Below are 26,774 nucleotides of genomic sequence, written 5' to 3'. Positions count from 1 at the left end.
AGATAGCTTATTTTTAGTTTTGTATTTAAAACGACCCGTTTAAGGGGGTTAGAGCCATCAGTTTTTAAAAATGAGTGTCAAAATATTTGAGCGATTGTTTTAAAAAACAAAGTCAAAAAGGCTTGAGATTTTAAAAAAGCTTGATGAGAATCAGTGTCTTTCTACTAATAGGGGTTTATTATTGAAGTTTTTAGCCACATTACTGAGCTGTTGTAGGGCTTCTTCTTGGGTTTTATAAGGGCCAATGAAATAGCGTGTCAAAGCATCTTTTGTTTCTACTTGATAAGAAAATGCTTTGAGTGCTTGTAAAAAATCCTTGTTAGGTGCGTTTGAAAAAGCCCCTACTTGCAAATAATATCCCTTAGCCATTACGCTATCCATTCTAGGTGTTTCTTTGAGATTTGTTGCATCTGCAAGAAATTCTTTCTTAGATTTTTTGGATAGATTCAAGCGGGCTTCACGCTCATTGACTTGCTTGATTTTTTTCTTTACTTTCTTGCTCTCTTGGTAAAAATCGTTTAAATCATGGATTCTTTGCTTAGCGTAAGCTTCATAACAACTCTTATAAACCGGACTATTTTCAATAGAAGTCTTAGGGCTTACAAGCATGTTTAATGCCACGCACTCTTGATTGACGATATCTAGCCACTCTTGCTCACTTCGTTTAAGGATTTCTTTGATTTTTAAAGGCTCATATTGAGTGCTTTTCCCCATGCTGTCTAGTATTTCTATAATGCCTTCATGGGTTTCTTTAAGCGTTGATGTAACAGGGGTTTTAGGGGCATTTTGAACACATTTAGGATTATTGGCTGACTTTTTGCAATCTAAGCCAAACGCATTTAAAGAGAGAGAGAGAGAGATAAATAACACCATTTTTCGCATTTTAAACTTCCCCAAATCAAGCTCGTATTGGTTTAATTTACTATTGCCCATGATAAATTAAAAAACACCAAATACTACCACAATAATCGCTTGAATTATACTTGTCCTAAACATTATTCAAAGTATTGTCAAGCTAAATAAACAAATGGCTAACTTAAACGCCCTCTCACTTCTTTATCTAACTCTAGCACTTCTTCTAAGCTAGAGAGTTTGAGAGACTTTTTAGCATACATTTCTAGGGCTTGAGAGATGATTTTAATAAGACTTCCAAATGCAATTTCTTTATTCAAAAACCTTTCTATCGCTTTTTCATTGCTCGCATTAAGCACCACACCAAGCTTTGGGTTTTCTAGCAACAAATCCTTATAACGCCATAAAGCGTAACGCTCTGTATGGATAGGCTCAAATTTAATAGCACTTAAAGTGCATAAATCTAAGGGCTTAATAGAGGCGTTCAAATAGGCTAGTTTTGGGTTGATTGCATAGCTAATAGGCAGTTTCATATCCGTGCTTGCTAAATGCGAAATCACAGAATTATCTTCACATTCCACCAAGGCATGCACGATAGAACTTCTCTCAATTACAGCATCAATTTTTAAAGAAGCCCCAAAAAGCCAATAGGTTTCTAAGATTTCAAAAAGCTTATTGACCATGCTTGCTGAATCAATCGTGATTTTTGCCCCCATGCTCCAATTAGGGTGCTTAAGAGCGTTCTCTACGCTTTGAGTAGGAATGAGTTCTAATGGAGTGTCTCTAAAAGCCCCCCCACTAGCGGTAATGATTAAGGATTTGGGCTTTAAAACTTTGTTTTGCAACAACGCCCACAAGCCAAAATGCTCGCTATCAATGGGCGTGATTTTACTAACATCTAGTAAATGCCCTGCACTCACTAAGCTTTCTTTATTCGCTAGGGCTAGTCTTTTATGAGTCTGCAAGCTTTTAAAACTCGCTTTTAATCCTGCCACACCTACAATAGCATTTATTACCAAGCTAGAAGAGCACTCTTCTATCATCTCATCAATGCCACCTAGCCCTACAAACACTTTGGCATTCAAAGGTTCTAAGTGGCTTAAATCTTTAGAATCTAAGATGGCGACTTTCTTAGGCTTAAAAATCTTGATTTGTTCATTTAAAAGAGCGATATTTCTCCCACAACTTAGTGCTTCTATTTCTATGTTGAATTTTGTTGCGATTTTTAGGGCGTTTTTTCCGATAGAGCCAGTGCTTCCTAGAACAACCATTTAATCTCCTAAAAACACGGCTATTTCTTTCCAAATCCCTAAAAAATACAACAACACATGCAAGCTCAAAGCCCCAAACAACATCGCATCTAATCTGTCTAATATGCCCCCATGACCAGGTAAAATCTTACCGCTATCTTTCACTTTAGCTTGTCTTTTTAAATAGCTCTCATACAAATCTCCAAACACCGCAAAAAGAGAGATTAAAAAGCTAAAGAAAAGCGCCATAAAAAAGCCCCCACTCAATTTTCCCATCCCCACAAACGCCCCTACTACACTCGCTAAAGCCACGCCAATAAATGCCCCTTCTAAAGTCTTGTTAGGTGAAGTGGGCGTAAAAGGGGTCTTCCCCAAAAGCTTCCCCCCAAAAAACGCCCCCACATCACTGATAACTACCACTACTAAAAGCCAAATAATCGCAACAGTGCCAAAGTCTTTATAAATCCCAAAAAGAGCAAAAAACCCCACACCTGGGTATAAAAAGGGCAAAATAACCTTGCTACTAGGGGCTTTTTGATAGGCTATAATACTAGCCATAACCATCGCACCAAGCAAACCACACTCCATAGGCCGCCCATTAAAATACGCTAAAACCCAAGATGCTATAAGGATTAAATAAGGCGTAAGGCTTGTTTTAACCTGAAATAGTTTGAGCGCTTCAGAAAAACCTATCAAATACACTCCCCCTAAAACAACCCAAAACAATAACAAATTATCCGCATATAAAATCAAACTCGCTACAGCGATTAAAATCAATCCTGTAATGTAGCGAGACTTTTCTTTCAATAATTTTTCTTTCACTACTATTTCCTACAATTAACTTCCAAACACCAAACCTGTCAGCATGTAACAAAACGCACTAATCAATACTACGCCCACTAAGTTCAGCCATAAACCCGCCTTAATCATATCCGCTATTTTAACATACCCAGAGCCATAAGCTATCGCATTAGGTGGAGTGGCTACAGGAAGCATGAACGCACAAGTCGCACTCAAAGCCACAGGAATAGTAAATAATAAACTTGATTGACCTTCATAGCCCATGCCCATTGCAACTCCCCCAATCACAGGTAAAAATGCGGCGGCTGTGGCGGTATTAGAAGTGATTTCAGTTAAAAAAATCACCATTAAAGTAACCACGACAATGATGAGTAGAATCGGCAAATGTGAAAAGCTAGAGACAAGATGCCCAATCCACAAACTCAATCCGGTTTTAGAAAATTGAGCGCTTAGTGCAAGTCCCCCACCAAATAAGAGCAACACATCCCAAGGAAGTTTTTTGGTTGTGTCCCAATCAATGAGTCTTTCACCCTTATTATTCGCTGGTAAAATAAACAAAAGAACAGAAACCCCCATAGCAATCACGGAGTCAATTTTATCTACTTTAATGCCATAATTTTTTAAAAGCGTGCCTAGAAAAATCCACCCCAAGGAAGCCAAGATGAAAATAATGCCTACTAAGATTTCAGCCTGACTCAAACGCCCTAGTTTATGCAACTCGGCTCTCACCACTTCTTTGCCACCTGGAATTTCTTTAATCTTCAAAGGAAAAATCACATAAGTGAGTAAGAGCCACGCCAAAAGTAACATGATAAAGGCTAATGGCACTCCAAACACCATCCACTGAGAAAAACCAATTTCAATGTTAAAAGCGGTTTTCATATAGCCCGCTAGTAAAGCATTAGGCGGAGTGCCAATAAGAGTGCCTAAAGAACCGATAGAAGCTGAATACGCAATACCAAGCATTAAACAAATACTGAAATTCGTGCGATAAATGGCGCTTTTTTCTTGAATGGCATGCGTAATATCCTTACCCTTATGCACAATATGACTCATTATGCCCCCATGGGCTTTGGTAATTTCTTCTTGCAATCTTTTGGTTTTTTCTTTATTCTCTGTGCCAACTAATTTTGCCACTAGGTGCAAAACACTCAATCCCACCGGAAGCATCATTACAGCCGTTGCGGTATTACTCACCCACATGGATAGAAAGCCTGTGGCTATCATAAAACCTAAAATCAATCTTCTAGGGCTTGTGCCTACGAGTAAGATAATGCTTAGGGCTATGCGAGTGTGTAAATTCCATTTTTGCATACCTAGTGCTAAAATAAAGCCCCCCATAAACAAAAAGATAATCGGCGATGCATAAGACGCACTAACACTAGCAAATTTATCCACACCAAAAACACTAAAGAGCACTAGGGGCAAAAGGGCGGTTGCGGGTAAGTCAATAGCTTCGGTCATCCACCACACACCCATTAAAATAGATACTGATGCCACAATAGGCATGGCCGCAGAATTTAAAGAGCTGAGTTTGGGGATTTGCTCTATTGCATAGGGCATTTGTGCGTGTAGAGCGTAATAGACAATGAGTGCTAAAAGCACCCCTCCTATTAAACCAACAACACGCACTATTTTTGTGCTTTTATCATCTGTATACGAGTTATTTTCCATCTTGTTTACCCTTTAAAATTACTACCCTACATGCTACAATAAAACTTTCTCAAATTCGCTTACTCGCTTCTCTTAGTGGTCGAGCGTCTGGAAGAAATAATATCAAAATAGGAAAAAAAGTGATAAAAGAAAGTGATATTTTAGTGGTTGGTGGGGGACATGCCGGCATTGAAGCAAGCCTAATTGCGGCAAAAATGGGAGCTAAAACGCATTTAATCACCATGCTTATAGATAGTATAGGTCTAGCGAGCTGTAATCCTGCCATTGGGGGCTTAGGTAAAGGGCATTTAACTAAAGAAGTAGATGTTTTAGGGGGGGCTATGGGGATAATTACCGATAATAGTGGCTTACAATATCGTGTGTTAAACGCTTCTAAAGGCCCAGCGGTTAGGGGAACTAGAGCACAAATTGATATGGATACTTACCGCATTTTTGCAAGAAATCTAATCTTAAATACTGAAAATTTGAGCGTGTCTCAAGAAATGACTGAGAGCTTAATCATTGAAAACGATGAAGTCATAGGCGTAACAACCAACATCGGTAATACCTACAAAGCTAAAAAAGTGATTATCACTACAGGCACTTTTTTAAAAGGGGTGGTACATATTGGCGAACATAAAAATGAAAACGGACGCTTTGGAGAAAACGCCTCTAACTCACTCGCTTTAAATTTAAGAGAGCTTGGCTTTAAAGTAGATAGATTAAAAACCGGCACTTGCCCTAGAGTGGCTGGAAATAGCATTAATTTTGAAGGCTTAGAAGAGCATTTTGGAGATGAGAACCCCCCTTTTTTTAGCTATAAAACCACAGATTTTAACCCCACCCAACTCTCTTGCTTTATCACTTACACTAATCCCACTACCCATAAGCTTATTAGAGACAATTTTCACAGAGCCCCCCTATTTACCGGTCAAATTGAAGGCGTAGGCCCAAGGTATTGCCCTAGCATTGAAGATAAAGTCAATCGCTTTAGCGAAAAAGAACGCCACCAGCTGTTTTTAGAACCCCAAACTATTAACAAAAGCGAATACTATGTGAATGGCTTAAGCACTTCTTTACCTCTAGATGTGCAAGAAAAAGTCATTCATTCTATCAAAGGTTTAGAAAATGCCCTTATCACTCGCTATGGCTATGCGATAGAATATGATTTTGTCCAACCTACAGAATTAACCCACACTTTAGAAACCAAAAAAATTAAGGGCTTATACTTAGCTGGACAAATCAATGGGACTACCGGCTATGAAGAGGCTGCCGCTCAAGGGCTTATGGCAGGGATTAACGCCGTATTAGCTCTCAAACATCAAGCCCCTTTTATTTTAAAGCGAAGTGAGGCATATATTGGTGTGCTAATTGATGATTTAGTTACTAAAGGCACGAATGAGCCTTATAGAATGTTTACTAGTAGAGCAGAATATCGCTTGCTTTTAAGAGAAGATAACACGCTCTTTAGACTAGGCGAATACGCCTATAACTTAGGGCTTATGCCTGAAGTTTTCTATAATGAATTGATTAAGGATAAGCAAGAGATACAAGAAAATCTAAAACACCTTAAAGAATGCGTTTTCACCCCTAATAAAGAAATTTTAAAACGCTTAAATGAACTAGATGAAAATCCTATCAATGACAAAATTAATGGCATTAGCCTATTAGGGCGTGATAGTTTTAGTTTGGAAAAAATGCGTGCGTTTTTTGATTTTCTGTCCCCTCTAAATGAGCGGGTCTTAGAGCAAATTAAAATTGAATGCAAATATAATATTTATATTGAAAAGCAACACGAAAACATCGCTAAAATGGATAGCATGCTCAAAGTCTCTATTCCTAAAGATTTTGTGTTTCAAGGCATTCCTGGGCTTAGTTTAGAAGCTATAGAAAAGTTAGAAAAATTTCGCCCTAAAAGTCTTTTTGAAGCTTCAGAAATTAGTGGGATTACTCCTGCTAATTTAGATGTCTTGCATTTATACATTCATTTGAGAAAAAACTCTTAAAGGACTTTAATGAACGCTTTAGAAATCACTCAAAAGCTCATCAGCTACCCTAGTATCACACCTAAAGAATGTGGCATTTTTGAATACATCAAATCTCTTTTTCCTACTTTTAAAGTCCTAGAGTGTGAAAAAGATGGCGTGAAAAATCTCTTTTTATACCAAGTTTTTAACCCCCAAAAAGAAGACTTAAAAGCCGGAATTAAACCCTTACATTTTTGCTTTGCGGGTCATATTGATGTTGTGCCAGCTGGAAATAATTGGCAAAGCGAGCCTTTCACACCCACGATTAAAGAAGATTTTTTATACGGGCGTGGAGCACAAGATATGAAAGGGGGTGTTGGGGCGTTTTTAGGTGCGAGCTTGAAATTTAACCCTAAAACCCCTTTTATGCTATCCATTTTACTCACTAGCGATGAAGAAGGACCAGGGATTTTTGGCACTAAACTTATGCTAGAGCAACTAAAAGAAAAAGATTTGTTACCTAATATGGTCATTGTGGCTGAACCCACTTGCGAGAAAATCTTAGGCGATAGTGTTAAAATTGGCAGAAGGGGTTCCATTAATGGCAAGCTGATTTTAAAGGGCATTCAAGGGCATGCGGCCTATCCTGAAAAATGCAAAAATCCCATTGACTCTCTTGCTTCTGTCTTACCTTTAATTTCGGGTGTAGATTTAGATAACGGCGATGAGAATTTTGCCCCTTCAAAACTTGTCATCACTAACTTGCATGCAGGATTAGGAGCTAATAATGTAACTCCAGCAAGTGTGGAGATTTTATTTAATGCGCGCCATTCTTTAAAAACCACCAAAGAGAGCTTAAAAGAGTATTTAGAAAAGGTTTTAAAAGATTTGTCTTATTCTTTAGAATTAGAACAAAGCTCTTTGCCTTTCATCACTTCTTCTCATTCAAAGCTTATTAGTGTGTTAAAAGAAAATATTTTAAAAATATGCAACATTACTCCAAGCCTAAACACTAAGGGCGGCACAAGCGATGCGCGATTTTTTAGTGCTTATGGCATAGAAGTGGTGGAATTTGGTGTCATCAATGATAGAATCCATGCCATTGATGAGAGAGTGAGCTTAAAAGAATTAGAACTTTTAGAAAAGGTGTTTTTGGGGGTTTTAAACACACTTTCATAAAGCGTTTAATCCATCAAAAGCTATAAATATAATTGAAATACAGAGCAAGATTTCTTTGAAAGGTTACGCTATAGGGCAGTTTAGCATTTAAATTGCTTAAGCCATGCAATAAACTAAGGATTTCATGTGCGTTAATGTTAGCTTGCATATAAGTGTTGCTAATGGTGGGGAATTTCACACCCCATTCAAAGGAACTATGTTTACCACCCATACGCACTCCTACATCAACAATAAATTGAAAAGTCTTATATGTTAGATTGCCACCTACATATTGTTTTAAATAGCTTTCATAAACATTCTTATCGCCCACTGAATAGCTAGACCCTCCAAACGCTAAACCAAATCTAGAGCCTATAAAAAATTTCTCACCATTATAGGCATTAACAAGAAAATCTAAATAAGTGCCATAGGTAGAAATCTTAATATCTCCATTTTTTTTGTAAATATGCTCCTTAGTTTCTGTGTTAATGGTATTTTCATAAAAATAATCTCCCCTATTATAGGTAGAAGCCGTTAAATCATAAAAGAGACCCCACCTAAAACCAAAATACTTAGTGATTTGAGATTTCCCCACCCATTTATAACCCAGCACGACCCCAAAGCCATTAGAAATTTCATAGTCGGTCTCAGTTTGTTGCTCAAGCATTCCACTTATGCTTAAAAGACTTTTGATTTGAATACCATAATTGGTAGTTTTTAATTTACTTTCTACTAGTCCTAACTGATACCCAAGCCCCAAATAAAAAGCTCTTTTATCTGCATAGACCGCATCTGTGTCTTGCATGTGTGTAAAGGTTTTAGCTTTAGAATTTAAAAACTCATTCCTTTTAATTTGTGGATTGTTAGAATTGTTTTGATAGTTTAAATCCGTATCCAAAGTCCTTTTTGTGGTTTGTTCAAATTTTTTCTGTCTCTCTTGTGCTAAAAAGGTTTCTTGTTTTTGTGGGTTTATCGTTTCATCAGATACTTTTTGGTTTTCCTGTCTACTATTGCTCTTGTTGCCTATATTTGCTTTTTCTAACTCTTCTTTATAAATCTCTTTTTTCAATTCTTCTTGCATGATTTGGTCATGCAATGTCTTTTCTTCAGCTTTTTTATGAGCGATTTCTTGTCTAACTTCTTTTCTAATCCTTTCTTTCATTTCTTCGTAAGTTTCAGCACCTAAAGACTGAATACCTAACAGAACCAAAGAGAGAATAGAGCGAATTTGATTTAACTTAGTGGGGGGGGGGTAACTCCATGATATATTGACATTACGATTTTCCTTTGAGTGTGATTTTACAAACCCAAAATTATAAACCTAAAAAACTTTGATTTTGATAAAAAAAGCGATTTTAATAATAGCTCAACCAAAATTTTTAAAAACACAAGAACATGTCAAAACCCTTAGGTTCATGTTTTATCCAAAATGCCTTATCCAAACACCCTTTTAAAAATCGCATTGACATTTTTAGTGTAGTAACCATAATCAAAACACGCTCTAATCTCGCTTTCACTCAAATATTTTTTCAAGCGTTCATCATTTAATAAGGCGTTTAAAAACAAGTTTTCATCCGTATTTTTTGAAGTGCCTTGCTGTAAAATTTCCCATATTTTCATCGCATTTTCTTGCACGATTGTATAGCTTTCTTCTCTGCTCAAACCCTTTTTAGGCAATTCTAATAATACTCGTTGTGAAAAAACTAGCCCCCCACTTAACGCTAAATTTTTAAGCATATTTTTTGGATAGACAACCAAGTTTTTAATAACGCTACTTAGGCGACTAAGCATAAAATCGCTTGTGATAAACATATCTGGTAAAGCAAATCTCTCCACTGAGCTATGGCTAATATCTCTTTCATGCCACAAAGCGACATTTTCTAGCATAGGGGTAGTAAAAGAGCGAATTACCCTACAAAGCCCTGTGATATTCTCGCTTAATACGGGGTTTCTTTTATGGGGCATGGCAGAACTTCCTTTTTGCCCCATTGAAAAATACTCTTCCACTTCATAGACTTCGCTTCGTTGTAAATGGCGTAAATTAAGAGCAATTTTTTCACAACTACTCGCTAAAAGGGCTAAATCACACGCTAATTTAGCGTAGCGGTCTCTTTGAATCACTTGGTTACTAATATTTGCTACTTTTAAACCTAAAAATTCACAAGTTAACTCTTCTAATTCTAAGGGAGCGTGGGCGAAATTCCCCATAGCCCCACTAATGGCTCCCACACTAATAAACTCCATAGTCAAATCTAAGGCTTTAGAATGGCGTTTGATTTCATCAGCCCAAAGAGCTAAGACTAGGCCAAAAGTAATGGGTTCGCCAAAAATCCCATGACTTCTGCCTATCATTAGAGTGTCTTTATGTTCTAAGGCTTTATTCTTAAGCGTTTCATAAAGATTTTCAACGCCTTGTTGAATGAGCTTTAAACTTTTTGTCATCAGTAGTGCCATAGCCGTATCAATACAATCACTAGAAGTGATACCATAATGGAAAAATCGTGATTCTATTCCCAAACTTTCACTCACACAAGTAGTGAAAGCGATTAAATCATGCTTGGTGGTTTTTTCAATTTCTTTAATGCGCTCTATTTCAAACTTCGCATCCGCACAGATTTTTTCACAATCAACATCGCTAATTTGCCCGAGTTTATTCCACGCTCTAACCACAGCCTTTTCTACTTCTAAATAGGCTTCAAATTTGGCTTGTTCACTCCATAGGGCTTTCATTTCTTCATTTGCGTAGCGTTCTAGCATTAATAATCCTTAAAAAAATCAAAATGGAATTTATGTTACTTAAAAGGGGTTTAAAAAGTCAAGTGGTTAAAAAAGGTAAGCAAAGTGCTAAAAGCACCTTGCCTTTAAAATTAGCTTAAAGAGTTATACTCCAGCTTCTTCTCTGCGTTGTAAATACTCCCAACGCTCATTCACATCTTTTTGTAATTCTTCAATGATGTGCTCGTTTTCTTTTTTGAAAAGGTGTTTGAAACGCTTTTGAGCACCCAAATAGTCTCTCACAGAGATGATGTTTCTTGGGCGGTAAGTAATTTTCAACTCTCTGCCATTAAAGATTTCAAATAAAGGAAACATCAAGCTATCTACTGCCATATCCGCTAATTCAATGGTTTGATTAGATTCAAACTTCCACTCAGTGGTGCATGGACTAAGAGCGTTGATAAAGCAAGGCCCTTCAGTGTCTAGTGCGGTCTTAATCTTTTTATTCATATCTTTCCACTTATTAGGAGAAAGTTGTGCCACATAAGGAATCCCATGGCTTGCCATAATGGTTACGATGTCTTTTTTCTTTTCTTTTTTACCAAAGCTCACCGAACCCGCTGGCGTAGTAGAAGTGCTAGCCCCTAATGGTGTGGAAGAACTTCTTTGACCACCGGTATTTGCGTAGTTTTCATTATCCAAGCAAATATAGGTCATATCATGCCCTCTTTCCATACAGCCACTAATAAATTGAAAACCAATATCATAACTAGAGCCATCGCCTCCAAAGGCGACAAATTTTGGTCTTTGACCCTTATAACGCCCTTTATTAGCTAGAGCCTTATACATGGTTTCTACACCTGAAATGGCTGTAGAGCCGTTTTCAAAACCAATATGAATCCAAGGCACATCCCATGAAGTGTGCGGATATACAGCGGTGCATACTTCCAAACAACCTGTAGAGTTACCTAAAACAATAGGCCCATCCACGGCATTTAGAACTTCACGCACAATAATACCATGCCCACAACCCGGACAAAGTAGGTGTGAACCCTGAAACTTCTCAGCGCTTTGGCTAAAACCCTTAAGTGTTTTTACTTCTTTTACCATAATATTTCCTTCTTAAAAAAAGCTCATTTTAGGACCACGCAAGCCTATAAATTGTTGGGTAGGATGAGTGAGCGTGCCTTTAAGAGCATCTTGATTAATCTCTTCAAAAATTTCGCATAAATGCGCAATAGTCATATCTCTTTCGCCTAAACCATAGATATAGTTAGACACAACAGGATGCTTAGAACCTTCAGCTTGATACACCGCTGAAGTTACTTCATTAAACATCGCACCCATAGCACCTGCAGGAGAGCTCTTGTCTAAAATGGCTAAAGCCTTGAGATTTTTTAAATCTTGACCTAGTCTTTTATAAGGGAAGGGTCGTAAAGAACGAATGGTAGCAACACCGGCCTTAACGCCTTTTTTACGCATTTCTTTAGCGGCTACGATAGCGGATTCATAAGTAGTGCCAATCGCAAAGATAGCTACTTCAGCATCTTCCATTTGGAAAGTTTCTGTCAAATGGTATTGTCTGCCTGTGAGTTTTGCAAAATCATTAAACACTTCTTCAATCACTCCATCAGCGTTCATAATCGCATGATGGAGCTGGGCTTTATGCTCGTAATGCCATTCTTCTTCGGCCTGTGCACCATAGCTTACGGGTCTATCAAAGTCAAAAAGCGAGTGCTTAGCTTGGTATTCGCCCACAAATTTATAAGCTATGGCATCGCTCAAAGGACGCACATTTTGCACAGTGTGTGAACATAAGAAACCATCTTGATTGACAATCGTAGGCACACGAACTCTTTCATGTTCAGCGATTCTAAACGCCATTAAGGTAAAATCATAAACTTCTTGGGGGTTGCATGTGCATAGATTTATCCAACCTGCATCTCTGCCCAGATACATATCAGAGTGGTCGCCATGAATGTTTAAAGGGGCTGCTAAAGCACGATTAGCTAGGTTCAACACGATAGGCAAACGCATTCCAGATGCTTGATACAAAACTTCTACCATAAGTGCAAAGCCCTGAGAACTAGTCGCTGTGCTTACTCTTCCGCCTGCTGCTGCTGCACCCACACATGCACTCATAGCAGCATGCTCTGACTCTACTAAAACAAATTCACCATCAACATAGCCATTATCTTTAAAAATTCCATAACTTTGCACAATAGGACTTGATGGGGTAATGGGATAAGCTGCGACCACATCAACTTGAACCTGTCTTAAAACTTGAGAACTCGCCGTGCAACCATCCCAAACTTCTACTTCCTGTAATTCAATATTCTTTGCCATTCAACTTTCCTTATGATTTTTTCTTTTCTTGTTTTGCTGGCCATTGAGTGAGTGCCATAGCAGGCTCAACTTGCTCTTCAAACATCCATAGCGATTTGGGATTAGTAGGACAAACACTCACACACACTCCACAGCCCTTACAATGAGAATAATCCACACCCTTTAGCTTGCCTTCTCTTGAAAGAATGGCTGCATCAGGACAATAAACCCAGCAATTGAAACAATTAATACAGATGTTGTTGTTATGCACCGGTTTTGCTACACGCCAATGAGCTACTGAAGTGGTGAAATAGCTCTCTTTAGTGTAGTTGCGTTCATCATTATGTTTTTCTACTTCGCTTTGTGCATTACTTTCAAAAGGGAAAAGCACCGCTCCCATTTCAAATTCATTCCAATTTTTCATGAATCCTCCTTATTGAACTTCTTCATAGGCTCTTTGAATGGCGAGCATATTCGCATCAATGACTTCTTTAGCCAATTTCTTACCCAAAACCTTTTGAAACGCTTCCTTAAACGCTTCAATTTCAAGCATGTTAGACACTTTCATCAACGCCCCTAGCATAGGCGTGTTAGGAATAGGACGCTTCAAAGTCTCCATAGAAATTTTTAAACAATCTAGCATAAACACCTTGCGGGTTTTTAATTCAGGTTTTTTTTCAAATAATTCTTCTTTGCTCAAATAACTCGTAATAATGTAAGTGGTGTCTTCTTTTTCATCAGCAAAAATATCTTCAATAAACACTAATCCCGGGTCGATCACCAAAACATAATCAGGTTGCATGAAGCGTTCATGATTTAAGATAGGCTCATCATCAATGCGATTATACGCCATCATCGCTGCTCCCCTTTTAGCTGAACCATAAGAAGCGAATGCTTGCACTTCCTTGCCTGTTTTTGAAATTACATCAGCTAGTCCTTTAGCACCTGTGATTGCACCTTGACCAGCTCGTGCATGCCATCTAATTTGAAGCATAATACTTAAGTCTCCTTATATCGTGGTTAAAATAGAAAATTTGCTTTCCTATAAACATAAATTTTGTAACCCTTAGATTATACAAAAAAAATAATTAATTTGTCTTATAATAGTATCTTTTTAAGAATTTTTATAAAAAATGGGGTGTATCCCTAAAAGGCTTGAAGGAACACTAGAATGAGTAATTAGTTAAAAAATTGTTTGTTTATGCCAAAAATCATTATCGTTTGATTTAAACTTTGTTATTATTAAAATTGTGATTTAAAAGCATAAGCTAGGCAGATAAGAGAAAGGAATACATTATGAAGATTTTTAAAACAATCAATAAAGCCTTTGTCGCTTCAGCATTATCGTTAGCATTAGCACAAGCCACAGAGCTTAATGAAAATTCAAAAAAACCTAAATTAGCCGATAGAAATGCGTTTTATTTAGGGGTTGGATACCAACTCAGTGCGATTAATGCGACTTTTAGTAACAAATTTGTTTCTACCACACATTATATGGTGGGCAATGGGGTCGGTGTGGTATTAGGGGGAAAATTTGTAGCCCAAAGGCAAAATTTAGAGCATGTGGGCTTGCGTTATGGGGTGTTTTATGACCAAACTTTTTCATCTTACAAGTCCTACATTTCTACTTATGGTTTGGAGTTTAGTGCTTTATGGGACGCTGTCAATTCGCCAAAGAGATTTTTTGGACTGGAGTTTGGACTAGGAATTGCTGGGGCAACCTACATGCCTGGAAACGCTTTAAATGGAGTTATCGCCAAGGATTTAGGAAAACAAAATTCGCTTTTTCAATTGCTTGTGAATGTGGGCATGCGTTTTGGGTCTTTGCATAATGAAATTGCCCTTGGATTAAAATTTCCTACCATTCCTGATGTAAAAAACCAAACCATCAATGGCTTGAGTGCTACAACCTTATGGCATCGCTTACCGGTAGCATATGTAAACTATATCTATAATTTTTAATTATAGATAATCATATTCAATTAGGGATTTTAGATTTCACAAAATCAATTAGCTCTCGTGTGTCAAGTGATAGGGTTACAAATTGCTGATACATAACATACCACTTACCTCCTGTGCCATATAAATGATAACCATCGCCCCCACCCACAAAGTTAAAAAATGCGTCCGCTCGCACATTCACCCATTTATTTTTATAGATATAATAGAGAGCTATCCTATCAAAATTAGGGGCTCTATACCATGGCAATCCTGTATAGAGAGTTTGGCCATAAGTCGCATAAAAATGCATTTGGGGTTTGTTAGAAAAATAATATTTATTATAAATTCCAAAGCCTTTATATTGTGCTTGGATGTGAAATTCCCCACCAAAACTATTGTAAAATTGAGCGCTTTTACATTCACTAGCATAACGCACACAATAGCGAGTTTGAGACGACTGGGTGCCAAAGGTCATAAAGATATTATCCATATAAGGCATAAGATTTTTAAAATCCGCTTTAATGTAAGCATTATAATAAATCCTATCTAAAATGGTGGGGTTAGAATATTTGCCTATTTCTCCGCCTTGTGGATTATCTTTTTGACTAAAATAGGGATAGCCATTAGGCCATTGGGGTGTTGTATCGCCTGGGATTAGATACGAATGCCCATCATAGGGGTAGTGGTTTCCCATGCTGTAATGACTAGCATTGTGAAAAACTACAAGCTGTCCCCCAACACCTAAATACCCTTTGAGAAACTGAAACTCCGAAGAAGCAAAATATAAGAATTGGTTAAAATCGTAATTCTTCTTTTTAGGCTGGTTATTCCAATTACGCCCCCCATACCAATCAATAATGCCTTCAGCCCACCCATTCCACCAGCGATTTGAGTCATAAGCAGGTTTGTATTGAAACATTGCCCCCCTTAAAGTAGGGTCTAAAAACCAAAAAAGCTTTTTAAAAGCACTCAAAGGATAATGCCCTATTTGATAACTTCGTGGCACAATTCCTACGAAGGTTCTGAAATTTTTCCCTATATATTGATAATACATCGTAACTCCCCATGAATAAGGGAAATAGCTATAGTGCGTGTGTAAATTTTGAATAAACCACGCTCCAAACATTACCGCTTGTTTTTTATCTAGCTGAATGCCAATTTGGGGCATAAGGCGGGTTTTCATATTGGTTAAATTGTTCCAATAAGGGTTATTGGGCGGAGCGACTAAATTGTAATTAAAACTAAAAAACTTCAAATCATAGACAAAGCTAGCCGCTTTCACAAAGGGCGATACTAAAAAACCTAGGAATAACAAAACACAGAAAGTTTTTTTTAAGAAAATCAAATTAGGCACAGCTCTTTTCATAAACATTCCTTAAAAATTGTAGCATTCAAAGATAAAATGCAGATGATAAATTTTAGGTTAATTTTTATAAAAACAACATAAAGATGAGAAACAGAACAATTTCAAGTTTGTTTTTTTTTTTTTGATAAAATAGCAACTAAAAAAAGGGTGTTTGTATTTCTATGGATTCAAATTTAAGTCATTGCTCCGAAGAACAAGATTCTATCTCTCCTATTCCTATCGCTTTTGCTTTTGATAGGAATTATCTCATTCCAGCTGGTGCGTGTATCCAGTCTTTGTTGGAATGTATAGCCAAGGCAAACAAAGATGTGCATTACACCTTGCATGCCTTAGTAGTAGGCTTGAATGAAGAAGATTTGGCAAAACTCCACCAGGTTGCAGAACCTTTTAAAGAATTTGCTACTTTAGAAGTGAAAGACATTGAACCTTTTTTAGACACCATTAAAAATCCTTTTGATGAGACTTTTACCAAGCGTTTTTCTAAAATGGTGCTAGTGAAGTATTTTTTAGCTGATTTATTTCCTGAGTATTCTAAAATGGTGTGGAGCGATGTAGATGTTATTTTTTGCAACGAATTTAGTGATGATTTTTTGAAAATCAAAGAAAATGATACAAATTATTTTTATGGGGTTCTAGAAGTAACCAAACACCACATGATGGAAGGGTTTTTGTTCTGCAATCTCAACCATCAGCGTAAAAACAATTTTGCTTTAAAAATACATAAGCTTTTAGGGGAAAATAAGACTAAAGAGGAATTAGATTTTACAAAATGGTGTTGGCCTAATATGAAAGCTTTAGGGATTGAATATTGTGTTTTTCCCCATTTTTATAAAATCAAAGATTTCAGCAAGGCATACTTAAATAAGAGGTATAAAAAAACGGTTTTAGGGGCACTAAAGAGTCCCATAATCATCCATTATGATGCTTGGTGGCAAGCCGTAAAACCTTGGGACTATCCTTTTGGACTTAAGGCAGATTTGTGGCTGAATGCTTTGGCTAAAACCCCTTTTATGAGCGATTACACTAAAAAATTACATGAAAATGAAAGTTTTTATGCTAACAAAATGTTTCAGCAATACTATTTTTCTCAGACCAATTCTTCTTTTAAAATCGCTTGGGAAACCCCATACTTGTTTTTCAAAAGCTACTGCACTTGTCTTTTTGTAGAGAGAAAAGTACACTTAAAAATCTCTTATTTAATCTATATTTTAAGTAGGCGAATCTTAAACAAACTCAGACATTTATTCTATTTTAAACCTAAAATGTTGGCTATACGCATAATTAGCAAAACTCTTAAACTCTTAAAACTCCACGCATTAGCAAAAAGCATCTTAATCAAACTCAAGCTCTTAAAAAAGAACTAGAGCAAGGGGGGGGGGTCAAAACCCTTAATCAAACGATTTTTTCATATCAATCACATAGCGGAATTTTGCCTTGCTGTGCGTTAGGTTATGATAAGCGGTGTCAATATCCTTACCTAAAATCAATTCTATTTCAGGATAGATATTGTGCTTAATGGAAAAATCCATCATCTCTTGAGTTTCTTTAATGCCCCCAATCAGTGAGCCATAAACCTTGCGATTACCCAAATTAATGAAATCAAAGACATTGAGCGTAGGGGCAACTTCTCTAGGAGGAAGTCCTACAAGGGCTAATTCGCCATTATAAGTTAAGAGATTGAGATAGTCTTTTAAATTGTAGCTAGTAGGAATGGTTGAAATAATAAAATCTAGCTCTTCCTTGCATTCCTTAGGATTGCTATAAAAATGTTTAGCTCCCATATTTAAGGCATCTTGCTTTTTACTTTCATTTCTTGCAAAAACGCTTACTTCAGCTTTCAAAGCCACAGCGTATTTTAACGCCATCATTCCAAGACCGCCAAATCCAGCTACGCCAACCTTTGTGCCTTGAGTAACTTTAGAAAATTTTAAGGGCGAATAAGTCGTAATGCCCGCACATAGCAAGGGGGCTACTTTTTCTAAGGGGGCGTTTTTATCTACACTAATAACATAATTTTCATCTACAACAATATTGTTAGAATATCCGCCCATATGGGGTTCATTATCATGGAAATAATCCAAGCAGTCATAAGTAAACACCGTTTGGTGGTTCGCACAAAATTGCTCTTGATGCTCTTTACAGGGCTTACAAGTTTTGCATGAATTGACAAAACAGCCCACACCCACCACATCGCCTACTTTAAATTTCTTAACTTCCTTGCCCACTTCTTTAATCACTCCAGCAATCTCATGTCCAGGCACCATAGGATAAATACCTTCCCTCCATTCACTATAGGCACTATGAATATCACTATGACAAATCCCTGCATAATGAATATCAATTAACACATCTTTAGTCCCCACAGCATGACGGCTAAAATCGTAGGGTTTGAAATGCCCGTCTTTGGAAAAAATGGCAAAGCCTTTGGATTGGATTCTCATAGGAACTCCTTATTCTATTAAGATATTTTATTATATCGTTTTCATTGTTTGCTTGTATTTTTAGCTCTCTAAATTTACCTACAAAATAATTGGCATTGTTAAACGATATTCTACTATCAACCAACCACAAAGACCGTTAAGCTATATTGGGCTTTTATGTTTTACAAAAACAAAACCAAACAAATACAAAGCTTGCATAAAAGGGATAGCTTTTTTATTTTTGATTGTATGACTCTATAAAATCATCGGTATCTTTCCACTTGCTCTGTTTTAATTTATGGTCTAAATCTTTTATCTTTTGTCTGTATCTTTTTCTTGTTTCATCAATACAGCTTTGCCAAGTTCGTGGCACAATCTTAAGCCATACTCACCTAAATCACCACGCGAAACAACATCTTGTGTCTTCTCGCTAGAAATTACTAAAGCACTAATCTTTTTCTGTTTATCTTTTTCTAAACGACCGTTGATTTCAGTTAAGGCTCTAACATATTTATCTTCCACTTCATCCATAATCTGCCGATTAATTTTAACACTCGGTCGTTTCAATTCTATAACATAAATCAAATTCTCTCTTTCAAAAGAAATAAAAATATCAGGCATTTTCTTTAAATCACATTCTTTAGAGAATGTAATTTTTTCTAAAGATTTTATCTATAAAGGTTTTATCTAAGCTTCTTTTAAAGGAAGCATAATGAAGTTTTTTAAAATCCCTAAACTGCACTTGAACCCAAAAGAGTGCCAAGAGATGTTTTTAGACAATGTTAAATTTGCCAAAAAGACAAAAAACTTTTATTTTAAAGACAAAGAAGATATTGATGTAGAAATCTTTAAAAAAGCGGTGCATGATAGGTTTTATAGCACTCTCTTTGGTGGGGTTGGGTCTAGAAGGCTTTATAGAGAGCTTTGTGAGATTGCATTAAGCTCAAAAAGTAATAAAATCGCATTAAGCAGACATTACTACACACAGGTGCATCAATGCGTAGATAGGTCTTTGAGAAACGCTATTAACGATTTAGAAGCTCAAGGGCTTATTGAAGCGATTAGAAATAAGCCAGGATATGTGTATATCTATTTAAAAGACTTCACAAAGAACAAGGAGTTTCAGGGGAGCAATTTCGGTAAGTCAAACATTCCATCGCCTTTTTTTTTGAAAATGATTAACTTTTTACAAAAGAACGCACAAAGGCTAAAAAGCGTGCAGTATAAAGTTAATAACCAAATTTGCGAACTCAAAGAGATTGCCTTTAGTAAATTTAGGCAATACAATGACTTGTTGTTTAGCTTTAGCCCTTTAAATGATACTCAAACAAGCTTCACTCTCAATTATAAAGCCTTAAGTAAAAAGGCAATCCCTAGTAACAAATGCCCCTATCAAAAGGCTATTGTTTTAAAAAACCTACAAAGAGCTTTTAATAAGTTAGTGTTCAAAAACAAAGATTTTCGTATGTGTGCGTAAGGTTGGACTATGGCTTATGTGAAGAATGCTTTGTATTTACCCCTAGATAGCCTTTTAGAAAAAAATGGCTATATCTTTAATACACAAAAAAGCACTAAGATTTGGAAGGTCTATAATAGCGGTAATGAAAAGCTTCTTGTGAGACAAAATGCTAATTCTCAATGGTTTTATATGAATTGCGACAACAAAGCTGATAGTGGAAACATTATTAGTTTTTGTAAAAATAGAAATTTGGATTTGATGCATTTTACGCAAGGCTTAAGCATAAGCGATAGCACTATAAAAGAAAATGTTTCTAGGCTCGCTGATGAAGAAGTAGCTAAGACTAAAGCACAGCAAGAAATTGTAATCAAATTCAATAATTTTGAACTTTATGGTTTGACTAGCTCTAAAATGTTAGAAAGAAGAAAGCTCAATGGTAATCTCTTTTTAGCCTACAACCACTCTTTAAAAAGAGACAAACACAATAATATGTGCGTGCCTAACTTCTTGTATTTTAAAAGTAGCCATTCTAACAAAAACATTTCCTACACTAGACACTTAGAAACTCCTATGACTACCTTAAATAACCAGCCATTGGATAAACCACTCAAGGCTTTGAATAAGGGGGAAAAGGGTATAGAAATGCTTGCCACTAAAGATTTAAAGCTTGTTAAGAATATCGTTTTAAGTGAAAGCATTATTGATAGCATGAGCTATTTGCAATTAAGAAAGCTTAATAGCCATGAGACTATCTTACTAAGTTGTAACGGACAATTTAACGCTGAGAAGTTAGATGCCTTTTTAGAAAAATTATTGAGCGATATTGAGCAATCTAAGAGCAAAGAATATGTCAATTACCTTAAAAAGGCTCAAAGCTTTGAATTGTATAAAGGCACTAAAACTAAGCTTGAGAACAAGCCAAATATCACTAGAGACAACTTAGTCATTAGTTTTTCAAGGGCTAAATATCCTAGTAACACAGATTTTATGCCAGTTAAAGACTGGGTTAGCGAAAGTGTGAAAAGTTTAGATGAATTAGTCAAAGTGATTACAAACTACCATTATTCAAGTGCGATTTACAAGAACAATTATAGAAATACCCATAACACCAAAGGTTTTTCTAACTTGCTTATTTTTGATATAGACAATGATAAAGACAAGCCTAACATTAGCCTAGAAGAGACTAAAAATCTTTTTAAAAAACACGGCATAGAAACACTCATTATTCCATCAAGAAACCACAATAAAGAGAAACACGGACATGTTGCTGAAAGATTTCGGATACTTATTCCCACACAACAAGCTGTAGGGCAAGATTTTAACCATAGCGATGATTTCAGCACTTTTAACAATCTTTGTGCTAAGGCTTTAGGCATTTATGATTACATAGATAAAAAGGTTTCTGTGGATAAGTCAAGGGCGTATTATAAAAGCCCTAACAATGTAGAACCTATTATTTTAAAAGGTCGGATTATGGATTTGACCTATTTAAAGCAACAAGCAATGAGTAATTTATTTACGCAAGATAATCAAATCCAAACCACACCGCCCTTACCTGTAGATAAACCTGACTTGTCTTTAAATATTGTTTTAGCCTATGACAATGACAAAAACGGACAAGCCTACAAAGAAATCACTGAAGAGATAGTTTATAGGCATACAGAAACTCTTCCTAATAGTTACACCCCACTCACTAAGGATTGCAATGATGACTTAAAACTAGCAAATTTAGTCGGTAATGATTACCTGAATGATGAAGCGATAGAAATCTTTTTAAAGAGACTAGATAGGCATTCTAAATTTGCAGATAGCAAGCAAAAAGAACATTTAGAAAATATCAAAAATGAATGCCTGTCTTTATTGAAACAAGAACCAGATGTTTTACAGGAAAGTAAAACTAATAATAAAAATTTGTGTCAAGGAATGGATTATGAAATATAAAGGTTTAAAAGAAAAGGCTTTGGTATTTGTATTGCTGACAATACCAAATTGGCTCTTAGCGAATGGGGGCGGTAGTAATCAGCAATGGAAAAACACTCTTAATAAGATAATAGATTTTGTTAGCTCTGATTTTATGAAAGTTATCGGAACAATCATCGTGATTTGTATAGGTTTTTATGTTCTTAAAAACTTAGACAGATTGGGTGAAATTGTATGGAAAGTTCTAGGGGTTGTTCTAGCTATTATTGCCATTATAAATGCTAGAAGCATTTCAAACTTTTTCTTTGGCTCTTAAAATGCTTTTAGACTATATAGAAACATCTAATATTAGAGAAATATCCAAGAAAGAGAAATTTTTAAGGCTCAATATGAATAGCTGGATAATTTGCTTTTTGAGTTCATCTTCTTTGCTTGTATGGTCTTTATTTTATGGTGTGGTTGTATTTCTAGCGTTAGTAATAATGTTTTATGTCTTGGAATTTTTTGATGAAGATATTACAAACATTGTCTTAGCAAATTTAACCCTTAAAAATGATACTAAAGATTATTATCCATAGGAATAGAAATGTTAAGTTTTGAATGGCTAAAACGAACAATTTTCAAAGCATTTAAATTTTCTGTTCCAAATATTTATTCTTTAGCTTTGGAAAATAATATCAATGGTCTATATTTGGAACATTTTGTTTGCACTCACAAAGGAAATTTGATTGGGGGAATTAAATTGGAAGGGGTAAGTTTTTCTAGTTTGAGTTCAGATGATATAACTAGAATGTTTGAATACAGGACACAAGGTTTAAACGAGATTGTAGATGGTGTTGTTCTTAGGATAGTTGTCAAGCGTAGAGTTGGAACTTACAAATCTTGTTATGACCCCAAAAAAAGCAAAAATAAATACGCTTCCATTATAGTGGATACTTTTGAAAATAATAAAGAGATATGGAAAACAGATTATTATCTTTTGATTGAAACAAAAAATGATAGCGTTGTGCGTATGCTAGAGCGTTTAAAAGAAAAAACAACAACTAACAAATACGATAGTGTGGATAAGGGTTTAAAAAATGTTGAAAACACACAAGATAATAATGGAAATGAAAAACAAAAACCCAGCTTAAAAAATGCCACCATAACATACAAGAAAAGAGATGAATTGTTTGAGCAAAAAGCAACCTTGCTTAATAATATTTTAAACAAATTAAAGGATATTTTACAAGATTATAAACCTAGCGTTATGAGTGGTAACTCCATAATGAACCTATATGCCGAATATTGTAATGGGTGGCATAGAGATTTCAAGTATGATAAAGGTTGCTTGACCGATGGCTATTTGTTCTCTAGGTTATCTTTTGAAAAAGATTATTTTACACACGAATGCAACAATCAAATTTTATTTAAGCGTTTTATTGCTATTAAGGCATACGACACTGATGTAATTACTAGCTTTGCTGTTTCAAAAATCTTGCATGAGCAAATTGAATTAGATGTCTTATTAAGCGTTAATACTTTGGATAAAGAAAAAGCTAAAACTTTTATCAAAGAGAGACTGAAGAGAGCTAATGATATTAGCAAATCTGGTATTGAAGAGTTGTATAACTTAGTTCACACTGATAGAGTGCAAATGCAAGACATAAGCTTGGGTGTTATGGTGCAAGCTAAGAGCAAAAAAGAATTGGATACTAAGAGTATTGCTATCTATAACATTTTTAAAAATGCTGGTTTTGTGAGTGTGCAAGAAAGTATCAACTTAAGACCCATATATTTTTCGTTTTTTCCTGAACGCATTATTTTAAATTCTCGCATTCGTAGACAATCTAGTCAAAATATAGCTACTCTTGTTATTTTTGAAAGCAACCATACGGGGTTTAAAGGTAATACTTGGGGAGATGATGCCATAAGCGTATTTAAAAATCAAAATGGGTCAGCTCATTTTTTTAATTTTCAAGCCACGCAAGGCAGAGATAAAAACGACAATATTGTGGGGCATACAATGATAATTGGCGGCACATGGGCTGGAAAGACTACGCTAGTAAGTTTTTTCATTGCAAATATCTTAGCTAAATATGATATTAGTGTTGTAGCCTTAGACAGACTTAATGGCTTAGAGATTATGACAGATTTTTTCAATGGTCAATACAATCAAGCGGATATGGAAGGTAATGGATTTTTCATCAATCCTTGTAGTTTAAGAGACACACCAGAAAACAGACAATTTATAGCCAGTTGGATTAAGTTTATGCTTAATATTGACAGCAATAATCAAGCAGACAATTTAGCAAGCAATACCATTCAACATTCTATTGATAGTATTTTTGACAAGCTCGGCAATCAACCTAATGCGATTAATTTATGTCAAATCGCTAAATCTATGGAACATAGCGAACAGGGCTTTAAAGAAACTTTAGAAAAAGAAGGTAAGAAGCCTTACTTCTGTAAATTTGAAGATTGTTTAGATTTTACTAAAAGCCCTTTAAGTGTAATCAATATGGACGCATTTTCAAACGATAATAAGTTGATGAGCTTAATCGCTCTGTATTTATTTCACAAATTATTTGTGAATGCTAAAGATGAAAATAAAGGCTTTTTTCTATTCGTTGATGAAACAAAAGATTATTTAAGATTTGATGTGATGTTTCAAAATATCGCTAACGCACTCGCTCAGGCTAGAAAAATCAATGGCACGCTCTGTCTAGCTTTTCAATTGCCCAGTCAACTTTTGGATTTAGGTGAAGATAGGGCAAAGAATTTGGTGGGAAATCTCTCACAGGTAATTATTTATCCTACAAGACAAACCGAAGAATTAAAGCGTTGTGGAATTGAATTAAGCGATAGCGAAATCAATTTTTTACACAATACGGATTTAAGGTCTAGAATGGTGCTAATTAAAAATATTGTAACCCAAAGCTCAGCCTTTGTGAGCGTGGATTTAAAAGATGAGTTAAAAGAAAAACTATTTATCCCAACAAAGCGAAAAACTCCGTCCTTTAGGGCGGAGATGTAAGCGTCAATAGCCGTTAGGCTATTTTTTAGTGTCATTTAACCTAAAAACAAAAGGTTAGCAAATCTAATGTGGTGTTTCTTGCTCTTGGATATATTGCTTAATGATTTCTAAAGGAGCACCCCCACAGCTTCCAGCAAAATAACTAGGCGACCATAAATGATTGCCCCACAAAGTAGCTTTAACATTTTTAAAATTTTGTTGTCTAACCAAACGACTACTAACACCCTTTAAAGAATTAACTAACCTACTAACACTAACTTTTGGTGGATAATTGATAAGTAAATGCACATGGTCGCTTTCCCCATCAAATTCTACTAACTCGCTTTCAAAGTCTTTGCATACCTTAGCAAATACAGAACCTAAAAAGTCTATAACTTCTTTGTTGAATGCTTTACGCCTATATTTAGTTACAAATACTAAATGCACATGCATTAAAAAAACACAATGTCTGCCATGTCTAATATTATCAATTTGTTTCATAGACCAAGTTTAACTAAATTATGCTAAAATCTTTCTATGAAAGTAAATAAGGGCTTTAAATTTCGTTTGTATCCTACCAAAGAGCAACAGACCAAATTACAACACTCTTTTTTTGTCTATAACCAAGCCTATAACATTTGCTTAAATCTACAACAAGAGCAATACGAAAAAAACAAAGATTTACCCACTAAACAAAGAAAATGGCAAAAATCAAGCGAATTAGATAGTGCGATTAAGCACCATTTAAAAGCTAGGAATTTAAGTTTTAGTAGTGTAGTCGCTCAACAATCACGCATGAATGCAGAAAGAGCCTTAAGAGATGCCTTTAAAGTCAAAAATAGGGGCTTTCCTAAATTTAAAAACTCTAAATTTGCTAAACAAAGTTTTACTTGGAATAATCAAGGCTTTTCTATCAAAGACTTTAACGAACGCTTTAAGATGTTTAACTTAATGAAAATGCCCTTAAAAATGCGTATGCATAGAGACTTACCCCTTAATGCTAAGATTAAACAAATCGTAGTCTCTTGCTCTCATCAAAAATATTTTGTTAGTTTTAGCATAGAATACGAAAAAGAGCTTAACACTATTAAAGAGCCTAGAAATTGTGTCGGTGTGGACTTAAATATCTATGATATAGCTTTAAGCGTTGATTTAAAAGAATATGAAAAACTAACCGACCTAGAACAATACCAAAAAGACATGAAAGAACTAGGTTTAAAAGTAGATGAAAATATCAATCTAAAACGACTTATTCCTACTTATTCTAAACTACATTCTTTTAAAAAATACTCTAAAGAATTTAAAAGACTACAAAGAAAACAAAGCCGTAGGGTTTTAAAATCTAAACAAAATAAAATCAAACTAGGAGGTAATTTTTACAAAACTCAAAAAAAATTAAACAAAGCCTTTGATAAATCAAGCTATCAAAAACTAGACAGATACCATAAAATCACAAGCGAACTTTCAAAGCAATTTGAATTGATAGTAGTTGAAGACTTACAAATTAAGAACATGACCAAAAGAGCCAAACTCAAAAATGTTAAACAAAAGAGTGGGCTTAATAAGTCTATACTAAATACTTCATTCTATCAAATCATCTCTTTTTTAGACTACAAACAACAGCATAATGGCAAATTGTTAGTGAAAGCTCCCCCACAATATACGAGTAAAACTTGTCATAGTTGTGGGCAAATCAACCACGAGCTTAAATTAAATCATAGAGAATATCTGTGTCAAAATTGCGGATATATAGAGCATAGAGATATAAACGCCGCAAGTAATATTTTAAGCAAAGGGTTAAGTCTTCTTGGGTTAGGAAATAGCCTTGCAGACTTTAAAGAGCAAAGCCTTTCGTATTAGCATTCAGTAGGGTGCTTTAGTTAGGAAGCTCCTCGCTTTAGCGAGGGGTGTTTCACCTTAGATAGCAATAACCACAACAGACAACTCCTATC

Annotated in this window: 24 protein-coding genes; 10 read left to right on the top strand and 14 right to left on the bottom strand. The window is 35.6% G+C overall.

The genetic code is table 11. The features are described from left to right. Window positions 1-150 precede the first annotated feature (150 nt). From HCD_RS08060 to HCD_RS08045, 4 genes are all read right to left on the bottom strand, one after another. Window positions 151-873: an SPOR domain-containing protein gene (locus HCD_RS08060; protein WP_411269459.1), complete on the bottom strand. Its 723-nt coding sequence runs from the start codon at window positions 871-873 to the stop codon at window positions 151-153. Between the two features lie 158 nt (window positions 874-1,031). Continuing rightward, window positions 1,032-2,123, bottom strand: a complete 1,092-nt coding sequence (gene dxr, locus HCD_RS08055; protein ID WP_014660065.1) for a 1-deoxy-D-xylulose-5-phosphate reductoisomerase — start codon at window positions 2,121-2,123, stop codon at window positions 1,032-1,034. After that, a complete protein-coding gene (locus HCD_RS08050; protein ID WP_014660064.1) occupies window positions 2,124-2,924 on the bottom strand; it encodes a phosphatidate cytidylyltransferase in 801 nt (266 codons plus the stop codon). Window positions 2,925-2,939: 15 nt separating this feature from the next. Beyond that, a complete protein-coding gene (locus HCD_RS08045) occupies window positions 2,940-4,577 on the bottom strand; it encodes a DASS family sodium-coupled anion symporter (RefSeq protein WP_014660063.1) in 1,638 nt (545 codons plus the stop codon). 119 nt (window positions 4,578-4,696) lie between these two features. Here HCD_RS08045 and mnmG point away from each other — a divergent pair, with 119 nt between their 5' ends. After that, the gene (gene mnmG / locus HCD_RS08040) at window positions 4,697-6,562 is read left to right on the top strand and encodes a tRNA uridine-5-carboxymethylaminomethyl(34) synthesis enzyme MnmG (protein WP_014660062.1); all 1,866 of its coding nucleotides are present in this window, start codon (window positions 4,697-4,699) and stop codon (window positions 6,560-6,562) included. 9 nt (window positions 6,563-6,571) lie between these two features. Next, window positions 6,572-7,702: a succinyl-diaminopimelate desuccinylase gene (gene dapE / locus HCD_RS08035; protein ID WP_014660061.1), complete on the top strand. Its 1,131-nt coding sequence runs from the start codon at window positions 6,572-6,574 to the stop codon at window positions 7,700-7,702. Window positions 7,703-7,715: 13 nt separating this feature from the next. Here the strand turns inward: dapE and HCD_RS08805 are convergent, their stop codons facing one another. From HCD_RS08805 to HCD_RS08005, 6 genes are all read right to left on the bottom strand, one after another. Continuing rightward, window positions 7,716-8,891 carry an outer membrane beta-barrel protein gene (locus HCD_RS08805; protein ID WP_227624865.1) on the bottom strand — a complete coding sequence of 392 codons (1,176 nt, stop codon included), beginning with the start codon at window positions 8,889-8,891 and terminating at the stop codon, window positions 7,716-7,718. Window positions 8,892-9,115: 224 nt separating this feature from the next. Further along, complete coding sequence (gene purB, locus HCD_RS08025) at window positions 9,116-10,438, bottom strand: adenylosuccinate lyase (protein WP_014660059.1); 1,323 nt, start codon at window positions 10,436-10,438, stop codon at window positions 9,116-9,118. 123 nt (window positions 10,439-10,561) lie between these two features. Continuing rightward, a complete protein-coding gene (locus tag HCD_RS08020; RefSeq protein WP_014660058.1) occupies window positions 10,562-11,506 on the bottom strand; it encodes a thiamine pyrophosphate-dependent enzyme in 945 nt (314 codons plus the stop codon). 12 nt (window positions 11,507-11,518) lie between these two features. Beyond that, window positions 11,519-12,742, bottom strand: coding sequence for a 2-oxoacid:ferredoxin oxidoreductase subunit alpha (locus tag HCD_RS08015; protein WP_014660057.1), 1,224 nt, complete (start codon window positions 12,740-12,742; stop codon window positions 11,519-11,521). 10 nt (window positions 12,743-12,752) lie between these two features. Beyond that, on the bottom strand, window positions 12,753-13,145 hold the full coding sequence (locus HCD_RS08010) for a 4Fe-4S dicluster-binding protein (RefSeq protein ID WP_014660056.1): 393 nt from the start codon (window positions 13,143-13,145) through the stop codon (window positions 12,753-12,755). Window positions 13,146-13,154: 9 nt separating this feature from the next. After that, window positions 13,155-13,715, bottom strand: a complete 561-nt coding sequence (locus HCD_RS08005; RefSeq protein WP_014660055.1) for a pyruvate flavodoxin oxidoreductase subunit gamma — start codon at window positions 13,713-13,715, stop codon at window positions 13,155-13,157. 302 nt (window positions 13,716-14,017) lie between these two features. On the opposite strand from HCD_RS08005, the gene HCD_RS08000 reads away from it, so the two are divergent. Then, complete coding sequence (locus HCD_RS08000; RefSeq protein WP_014660054.1) at window positions 14,018-14,683, top strand: outer membrane protein; 666 nt, start codon at window positions 14,018-14,020, stop codon at window positions 14,681-14,683. Between the two features lie 16 nt (window positions 14,684-14,699). On the opposite strand, the gene HCD_RS07995 is transcribed toward HCD_RS08000, so the two are convergent. Then, window positions 14,700-16,007: a hypothetical protein gene (locus tag HCD_RS07995; RefSeq protein WP_014660053.1), complete on the bottom strand. Its 1,308-nt coding sequence runs from the start codon at window positions 16,005-16,007 to the stop codon at window positions 14,700-14,702. A 182-nt stretch (window positions 16,008-16,189) separates the two neighbouring features. Here HCD_RS07995 and HCD_RS07990 point away from each other — a divergent pair, with 182 nt between their 5' ends. Next, on the top strand, window positions 16,190-17,392 hold the full coding sequence (locus HCD_RS07990; RefSeq protein ID WP_014660052.1) for a glycosyltransferase: 1,203 nt from the start codon (window positions 16,190-16,192) through the stop codon (window positions 17,390-17,392). A 24-nt stretch (window positions 17,393-17,416) separates the two neighbouring features. On the opposite strand, the gene HCD_RS07985 is transcribed toward HCD_RS07990, so the two are convergent. After that, window positions 17,417-18,469 (bottom strand): NAD(P)-dependent alcohol dehydrogenase, encoded by a 1,053-nt coding sequence (locus HCD_RS07985; RefSeq protein ID WP_014660051.1) that lies wholly within the window; start codon window positions 18,467-18,469, stop codon window positions 17,417-17,419. A gap of 291 nt (window positions 18,470-18,760) precedes the next feature. Further along, on the bottom strand, window positions 18,761-19,069 hold the full coding sequence (locus HCD_RS07980) for a hypothetical protein (RefSeq protein ID WP_014660050.1): 309 nt from the start codon (window positions 19,067-19,069) through the stop codon (window positions 18,761-18,763). 91 nt (window positions 19,070-19,160) lie between these two features. Here HCD_RS07980 and HCD_RS07975 point away from each other — a divergent pair, with 91 nt between their 5' ends. From HCD_RS07975 to HCD_RS07955, 5 genes are all read left to right on the top strand, one after another. Then, window positions 19,161-19,925, top strand: coding sequence for a hypothetical protein (locus tag HCD_RS07975; RefSeq protein ID WP_014660049.1), 765 nt, complete (start codon window positions 19,161-19,163; stop codon window positions 19,923-19,925). Window positions 19,926-19,934: 9 nt separating this feature from the next. Then, window positions 19,935-21,848 (top strand): hypothetical protein, encoded by a 1,914-nt coding sequence (locus HCD_RS07970; RefSeq protein WP_014660048.1) that lies wholly within the window; start codon window positions 19,935-19,937, stop codon window positions 21,846-21,848. Further along, complete coding sequence (locus HCD_RS07965) at window positions 21,838-22,143, top strand: TrbC/VirB2 family protein (RefSeq protein ID WP_014660047.1); 306 nt, start codon at window positions 21,838-21,840, stop codon at window positions 22,141-22,143. Before HCD_RS07970 ends, HCD_RS07965 begins: the two co-directional genes overlap by 11 nt. 73 nt (window positions 22,144-22,216) lie before the next feature. After that, window positions 22,217-22,405: a virB3 type IV secretion protein gene (locus HCD_RS07960; RefSeq protein ID WP_227624864.1), complete on the top strand. Its 189-nt coding sequence runs from the start codon at window positions 22,217-22,219 to the stop codon at window positions 22,403-22,405. 8 nt (window positions 22,406-22,413) lie between these two features. Further along, entirely contained in the window at window positions 22,414-24,843 is a 2,430-nt protein-coding gene (locus tag HCD_RS07955) for a VirB4 family type IV secretion/conjugal transfer ATPase (RefSeq protein WP_014660045.1), read from the top strand. A gap of 63 nt (window positions 24,844-24,906) precedes the next feature. Here HCD_RS07955 and tnpA read toward each other — a convergent pair whose 3' ends face one another. Beyond that, complete coding sequence (gene tnpA, locus HCD_RS07950) at window positions 24,907-25,323, bottom strand: IS200/IS605 family transposase (RefSeq protein WP_014658764.1); 417 nt, start codon at window positions 25,321-25,323, stop codon at window positions 24,907-24,909. 36 nt (window positions 25,324-25,359) lie between these two features. On the opposite strand from tnpA, the gene HCD_RS07945 reads away from it, so the two are divergent. Next, entirely contained in the window at window positions 25,360-26,682 is a 1,323-nt protein-coding gene (locus tag HCD_RS07945; RefSeq protein ID WP_014658798.1) for an RNA-guided endonuclease InsQ/TnpB family protein, read from the top strand. Window positions 26,683-26,774 lie beyond the last annotated feature (92 nt).

The organism is Helicobacter cetorum MIT 99-5656 (genome assembly GCF_000259275.1).
GTDB lineage: Bacteria > Campylobacterota > Campylobacteria > Campylobacterales > Helicobacteraceae > Helicobacter > Helicobacter cetorum.
The sequence above is the reverse complement of the archived record's forward strand: the minus strand, read 5'-3'. Positions and strand labels throughout refer to the sequence as shown.

Bases quoted from the DNA above. Each gene is read 5' to 3' on its own strand.
- HCD_RS08060 (WP_411269459.1), bottom strand. From the start codon at position 873: ATGGTGTTATTTATCTCTCTCTCTCTCTCTTTAAATGCGTTTGGCTTA.
- dxr (WP_014660065.1), bottom strand. From the start codon at position 2,123: ATGGTTGTTCTAGGAAGCACTGGCTCTATCGGAAAAAACGCCCTAAAA.
- HCD_RS08045 (WP_014660063.1), bottom strand. From the start codon at position 4,577: ATGGAAAATAACTCGTATACAGATGATAAAAGCACAAAAATAGTGCGT.
- dapE (WP_014660061.1), top strand. From the start codon at position 6,572: ATGAACGCTTTAGAAATCACTCAAAAGCTCATCAGCTACCCTAGTATC.
- purB (WP_014660059.1), bottom strand. From the start codon at position 10,438: ATGCTAGAACGCTACGCAAATGAAGAAATGAAAGCCCTATGGAGTGAA.
- HCD_RS08020 (WP_014660058.1), bottom strand. From the start codon at position 11,506: ATGGTAAAAGAAGTAAAAACACTTAAGGGTTTTAGCCAAAGCGCTGAG.
- HCD_RS08015 (WP_014660057.1), bottom strand. From the start codon at position 12,742: ATGGCAAAGAATATTGAATTACAGGAAGTAGAAGTTTGGGATGGTTGC.
- HCD_RS08010 (WP_014660056.1), bottom strand. From the start codon at position 13,145: ATGAAAAATTGGAATGAATTTGAAATGGGAGCGGTGCTTTTCCCTTTT.
- HCD_RS08005 (WP_014660055.1), bottom strand. From the start codon at position 13,715: ATGCTTCAAATTAGATGGCATGCACGAGCTGGTCAAGGTGCAATCACA.
- HCD_RS08000 (WP_014660054.1), top strand. From the start codon at position 14,018: ATGAAGATTTTTAAAACAATCAATAAAGCCTTTGTCGCTTCAGCATTA.
- HCD_RS07990 (WP_014660052.1), top strand. From the start codon at position 16,190: ATGGATTCAAATTTAAGTCATTGCTCCGAAGAACAAGATTCTATCTCT.
- HCD_RS07985 (WP_014660051.1), bottom strand. From the start codon at position 18,469: ATGAGAATCCAATCCAAAGGCTTTGCCATTTTTTCCAAAGACGGGCAT.
- HCD_RS07980 (WP_014660050.1), bottom strand. From the start codon at position 19,069: ATGCCTGATATTTTTATTTCTTTTGAAAGAGAGAATTTGATTTATGTT.
- HCD_RS07975 (WP_014660049.1), top strand. From the start codon at position 19,161: ATGAAGTTTTTTAAAATCCCTAAACTGCACTTGAACCCAAAAGAGTGC.
- HCD_RS07970 (WP_014660048.1), top strand. From the start codon at position 19,935: ATGGCTTATGTGAAGAATGCTTTGTATTTACCCCTAGATAGCCTTTTA.
- HCD_RS07965 (WP_014660047.1), top strand. From the start codon at position 21,838: ATGAAATATAAAGGTTTAAAAGAAAAGGCTTTGGTATTTGTATTGCTG.
- HCD_RS07960 (WP_227624864.1), top strand. From the start codon at position 22,217: ATGAATAGCTGGATAATTTGCTTTTTGAGTTCATCTTCTTTGCTTGTA.
- HCD_RS07955 (WP_014660045.1), top strand. From the start codon at position 22,414: ATGTTAAGTTTTGAATGGCTAAAACGAACAATTTTCAAAGCATTTAAA.
- tnpA (WP_014658764.1), bottom strand. From the start codon at position 25,323: ATGAAACAAATTGATAATATTAGACATGGCAGACATTGTGTTTTTTTA.
- HCD_RS07945 (WP_014658798.1), top strand. From the start codon at position 25,360: ATGAAAGTAAATAAGGGCTTTAAATTTCGTTTGTATCCTACCAAAGAG.